Source organism: Pseudaminobacter soli (ex Li et al. 2025) (genome assembly GCF_003012705.1).
Lineage (GTDB): Bacteria > Pseudomonadota > Alphaproteobacteria > Rhizobiales > Rhizobiaceae > Pseudaminobacter > Pseudaminobacter soli.
The window spans coordinates 1-255 of sequence record NZ_PXYL01000105.1; the positions used below are offsets into that span (position 1 = coordinate 1).

At 62.4% G+C, this 255-nt stretch carries 1 protein-coding gene; it reads left to right on the forward strand.

What is annotated here, in order from left to right; all coding sequences use genetic code 11:
• Nucleotides 1-26 precede the first annotated feature (26 nt).
• Nucleotides 27-255, forward strand: a 229-nt coding sequence (locus C7I85_RS31490; protein WP_342587330.1) for an acyltransferase family protein, incomplete at its 3' end; no start/stop codon positions are given.

A 255-nucleotide genomic window follows, 5' to 3' on the forward strand; every position in this document is an offset into this window, starting at 1 on the left:
AGGCGGGGTTGGAGGGGTAAGTGAACATGGCCTTCGCATCGAGCCGCTCGGCTCCTCCACCCCCGTCATCCTGGCATCATCCGGTAGAGCGGCTCAACTATCGCGCCGACATCGACGGACTTCGAGCCCTCGCGGTTTTCCCGGTGGTTCTGTACCATGCAGGCATCGCTGGCTTTGGCGGCGGCTTTGTCGGCGTCGACGTATTTTTCGTGATCTCGGGCTACCTGATGGCGGCGGTGATCATCGGAGAGCTCG